1 pseudogene is annotated in these 361 nt (G+C 43.5%); it reads left to right on the top strand.

Annotation, left to right across the window (positions count from 1 at the left end):
• A pseudogene (locus ACFINC_RS10880) lies at positions 1 to 361 on the top strand (erythrose-4-phosphate dehydrogenase); the annotation flags it as partial.

The raw sequence follows: 361 nt of genomic DNA, 5'->3' as shown, positions 1-361 counted from the left end.
GACAACAATCCATTCTTATACGGGTGATCAACCTGTGTTGGATACCATGCATCGTGATCTTTATCGGGCGCGTGCGTCCGCTCTTTCGATGATTCCTACTTCAACCGGGGCAGCAAAAGCTGTGGGATTGGTTTTGCCAGAATTAAAGGGATTGCTTGATGGAGTGTCCATTCGTGTTCCAACCCCTAATGTTTCTGTAGTAGATTTGACATTTACTGCTAAGCGTTCCACAACAATTGAAGAAATTAATACGGCTATTGCGACTGCTGCACGCGGTTCCTTAAAGGGAATTTTGGACACTACGCAAGAAAAGCTTGTGAGTTGTGATTTTAATCATAATCCTCATTCAGCCATTTTCCAT

It is taken from the genome of Bartonella sp. AP58NXGY (assembly GCF_042195785.1).
In the GTDB taxonomy this organism is placed as follows: domain Bacteria; phylum Pseudomonadota; class Alphaproteobacteria; order Rhizobiales; family Rhizobiaceae; genus Bartonella.
Note: the sequence above shows the minus strand (reverse complement) of the source record. Positions and strands in the feature narration are given on the sequence as shown.